This is a genomic window from Nocardiopsis lucentensis DSM 44048, assembly GCF_000341125.1.
In the GTDB taxonomy this organism is placed as follows: domain Bacteria; phylum Actinomycetota; class Actinomycetes; order Streptosporangiales; family Streptosporangiaceae; genus Nocardiopsis; species Nocardiopsis lucentensis.
In genome coordinates, this window is sequence record NZ_ANBC01000502.1 from 1 (window position 1) to 3,850 (window position 3,850).

The following is a 3,850-nucleotide window of genomic DNA, read 5'->3' on the forward strand; positions in this document are numbered from 1 at the left end:
CCCGGGCCGGTCCCCGGTGGGTGGCCTCCACCACCGCGCGCTGGGCCGGGTGCAGGTAGATCCGCCACAGGTCGAAGGGGTGAGCGAGCGCGGCCATCAGCTCGTCGGGGCCCTCGACCAGCAGCACCCGGTCCGGACTGCGCCGCACCGCAGCGTCCAGGTCGTCGGGGTCCACCGATCCCTCGACGATGGTCGCTCCCAGCTCGTCCCACACCTGCTCGGGGCTCAGCCCCGCCGCCAGCCCGTAGAGCGCCTCCCACTGCACCGGTGGCAGCAGCCCCTTGGCGGCCTCCAACTGGAAGGGGTCGGTCAGGGTCCGCGCGAACGCCAGGGTCTGCTCGTCCACGCCCAACCGGTGCAGGTCCGCGTCGCCCACGTGCTCGAACAGGAGCGTCGGCGCGCTCGCGGCCATCCGCTTCATGTGCGGCATGCTCGCGTCGATCGCGGCCACGTCACGGATCTCGATCCCGCCCGTGGCCGTGTTCACCGACGCCCGGCGCCGCCTGGCCCAGTCGTAGGCGTCGTCGTGCGGGAGCACCCTGAGCAGCGTGTAGCTGTCGCCGTTGGCCGGCGCCAGGACCACCCCGCGCCAGAACCGGTCGATCCGGATGGTGCGGAACCGGTCGTCGCGGGCGCCGGTGATCTTCTCCAGGTGCAGGCCGGTGTGCGTGGCCCGCTCGAACTTGGCGAAGACCTCGCTGACCCGGCTCTGCACGGGCTTGTCGAGTTTGGCGAACTCCTGGAAGAAGTCCCTGTGGACGGCGAGCTGGGGCACGGCGTGTTCCTAGCGTGGGGGTGGTACGGCGGGGGGGCGGTCGGGGGCGGGGGAGCGGGCTGCCGGGAGGCGCGGCCCTCAGGAGGGGGCCGCGCCCTTCAACAGGTCGTCGATCTGGGCCACGGTCGGGTGGCTGGGACCGTGCAGGCGGATCAGGTCGGTACGCAACTCCTCCAGGGTCCGTCGGCCCGCCTCGTGCCACCCGGCGCCCAGTTCGAGCAAGCCGATCTGGCGCCGCAGTTCCAGGGGGCGCTGGTCGTCGGCGCCGAACGCCGCCACCTCGTCGTCGAGCAGTTCGCGCAGCAGGTCCACCGCCTCCACGGTGTCCCCGGTCAGCGCCCGGCAGGTGGCGTGCTGCAACCGGCAGCGGAACACCAGGCTCCGGTCGCCGTCGGCGGCGCGCTCCAACTCCCCGGCCAGTTCGGCGTACAGCGGCCCGGCCTGGCGGAAGTCACCTCCCTCGAACAGGACGTTGGCCCACTCCATCCGCAGTTCCACCACGTCGGGGTCGGTGCGTCCGAACGCGGCCGTGGCCCCGGTGACGGCGTCACGCAGGGTCTCGGCCGCCTGCCGGTACCGCGAGGCCCCCACCAGCTCCGCGACCCGGCTCCGGGTCCGCTCGATGTCCTCCCGGGGGAGCGGGGACGTGTTCGGCTTCGGAACCCTCGTCGCGGTCGCCTCGGGCTCCGCCCGGTCCGGGCCGCCCTCCGGCACGGTGTCGAACACGCGCGAGAGCGCCGCGCCGTACATGCGGTGCGGGTTGGGCAGGGACGGCGGATGCAGGGTCCCGGGTATCGGTTCGAGTCCGAGGGCAAACCCGATCAACCGGTGGTACGCCTCCACGGCGTCGCGCGGCCGGTCCTCCGGGCGCTTCTCCAACAGCGCGCCGATGACCTCGGACAGCTCACGGGGCACGTCGGGGCGCACGGCCCGCACACCGCTCGGCGTCTCGTTGGCCTGCTTGGAGGCCACCGCGAAGGGCGTGGAGGCGGTGAACAGCCTCCGGCCGGTGAGCATCTCGTGCAGGACGCAGCCCAGCGCGTACAGGTCGCTCTGCGGGGTGGCCATCCCCGCCATGAGCTGCTCGGGCGCCATGTAGGCGGGCGTGCCCGGGGTGTGCCCGGTGCGGGTGATCTGCGACATGTCCGTGCGGTCCAGGGCCACCGCCAGGCCGAAGTCCAGGACCTTGACCGTCCCGTCCGGCTCCAGCATCAGGTTGCCCGGCTTGAGGTCGCGGTGCACCAGCGACGCCCGGTGCGCCGCGGCCAGCACCGAGCACACCTGCGCGCCGATCCCCGTCGTCCAGCCCACCGACAGGCGCTCCTGCTCGGCGACCAGGTCGGAGACGCTCACCCCGTGCACGCGCTGCATCACCAGGTAGGGGTGCTTGTCGTCCCCGCTGCCCGCGTCGAACACCGCGGGCACACCGGGGTGCTGCAGTTCGGCGGTGATCCGCGACTCGCGGACGAACCGCCGCACCATGTCCGCGCGCTCGTCGGCGTCCGCGTCAGCCGGGAAGCGGATGAACTTGACCGCCACCTCCCGCTCCAGGCGGATGTCGCGGCCCTCGTAGACCTCGCCCATGCCACCGCGCGCGAGCGGGAGCGCGTTGAGCTCGTAGCGGCCGTCCAGGATCCGTGTGGCCTTATCCGATCCGGTCATGGCTCCGTTCCCGTGGCCTCAACTCACCCTCCAACAGCCCCCGGTGACCCAACTCTGTCAGCTGCGCACCCAGTTCCGCGACGGCTTCGAGCAATCGTCCGCCGTCCGCCAGCCGTTCCCACGCGTCCGCGTAGGCCCGCTGCCCCCGGGTGTCCAGTGCCGGGATTCGCAGGGACCGCACGTCGGCGCGTCCGCTGGAGGTGCGCACGGCGGCGACCGCCTCGGGCCGCACCGCACCGGCGAGGAATCCCGGGACGGCGTACCCCGGCACCGCCCGGAGCAGTAGCAGCCGCGGCCCCAGGACGGCGCCGCCCTCCTCCACCACGTGCACGGGGGCGTCGCGGACCGTCTCGGCCACCACCACGTCCCCGTACCGGAGCGCCACCAGCCCGGGCACCCGGTCGCACCGGCCGCTCGGGCCGCTTCCCGAGCGCACGTCGCGCACGGTCAGGACCGGGACGTCACCGGTCCCGGTGCCCACCGCCACCGGCGCGCGGCGCAGCTCCACGGCGCCCGCGTCCACCAGCGCCCCGACCGTGGTCGAGGGCGTGTCCCCGGTCGGGTCCAACTCCAGGTCCCGGGAGAACGAACGCACCTGGTCGAGGAGCTCGGACAGGTCGTTCAACAGGGCCGGGTAGCGGACCCGGGCCCGCCCCCTGGCGGCGTCGTCCAGGTGCCGCGAGGGCCGCAGGTCCACCTCCTCGTCCAGGAGGGCGTCGGTCCCGGCGGCCAGCCAGTGGGGGCCGGGAGGAACCTCCCCGCCGACGACGAAGTCCTCCCACACCCGCACCGACGCGGAGGGGTCCGCCGCACCGCCGACCAGGAGGGTCCTTCGCCACGTCTCCCCGGACTCACGGGGGTGCACCAGCACCCACACGTGGCGCCCCGAGTCCGTACCCGCGCTGCCGGGCACCTCCAGCACGGCGCGCAGCGCCCCCGAGCGCAGCAGGTTCGCGCGGATCCGCCGCCCACCCGGCCGGTGGGAGACCGACGCCGGAAGAACGACGGCCACCCGACCGCCGGGCCGCGTCCGCGACAGGCAGTGCTGCACCCAGGCGAGTTCGCCCTCGCCGCGCGGGGGAACCCCGTACACCCACCGGGGATCGTCGCACAGCTCCTCGAACCCCCACTCGCGGTCCCGGAACGGCGGGTCGCACAGGACCACGTCCGCCCTCTCCGCGGGAAAGGCCGGAGCGGTCAGGGAATCGCCGGAGGCCGTGGCGCTCACACCCCCGGGGACGACCAGCCGGGCGGTCGCCACGTGCACCGCGTCCCGGTCCCGGTCCTGCCCCAGGACCACCCCGGCGCCCCGCCGCACGGCCCGTACCAGCAGCGAACCGGTCCCGCACGCCGGGTCCAGCACGGAGGAACCCGCGCCGATCCCGGCGAGCTCGACCATCCAGTCGGCCGTCT

At 74.2% G+C, this 3,850-nt stretch carries 2 protein-coding genes and 1 pseudogene; all 3 read right to left on the minus strand.

All coding sequences use genetic code 11. The annotated features are described in order from the left end of the window. Window positions 1–775, minus strand: a pseudogene (locus D471_RS0117755) (UvrD-helicase domain-containing protein); the annotation flags it as partial. Between the two features lie 78 nt (window positions 776–853). Beyond that, complete coding sequence (locus tag D471_RS0117760) at window positions 854–2,437, minus strand: serine/threonine-protein kinase (protein ID WP_017599864.1); 1,584 nt, start codon at window positions 2,435–2,437, stop codon at window positions 854–856. Then, window positions 2,421–3,850: HsdM family class I SAM-dependent methyltransferase (locus D471_RS34920; protein ID WP_017599865.1), on the minus strand; the 1,430-nt coding region annotated here is incomplete at its 5' end. The genes D471_RS34920 and D471_RS0117760, both read right to left, overlap by 17 nt.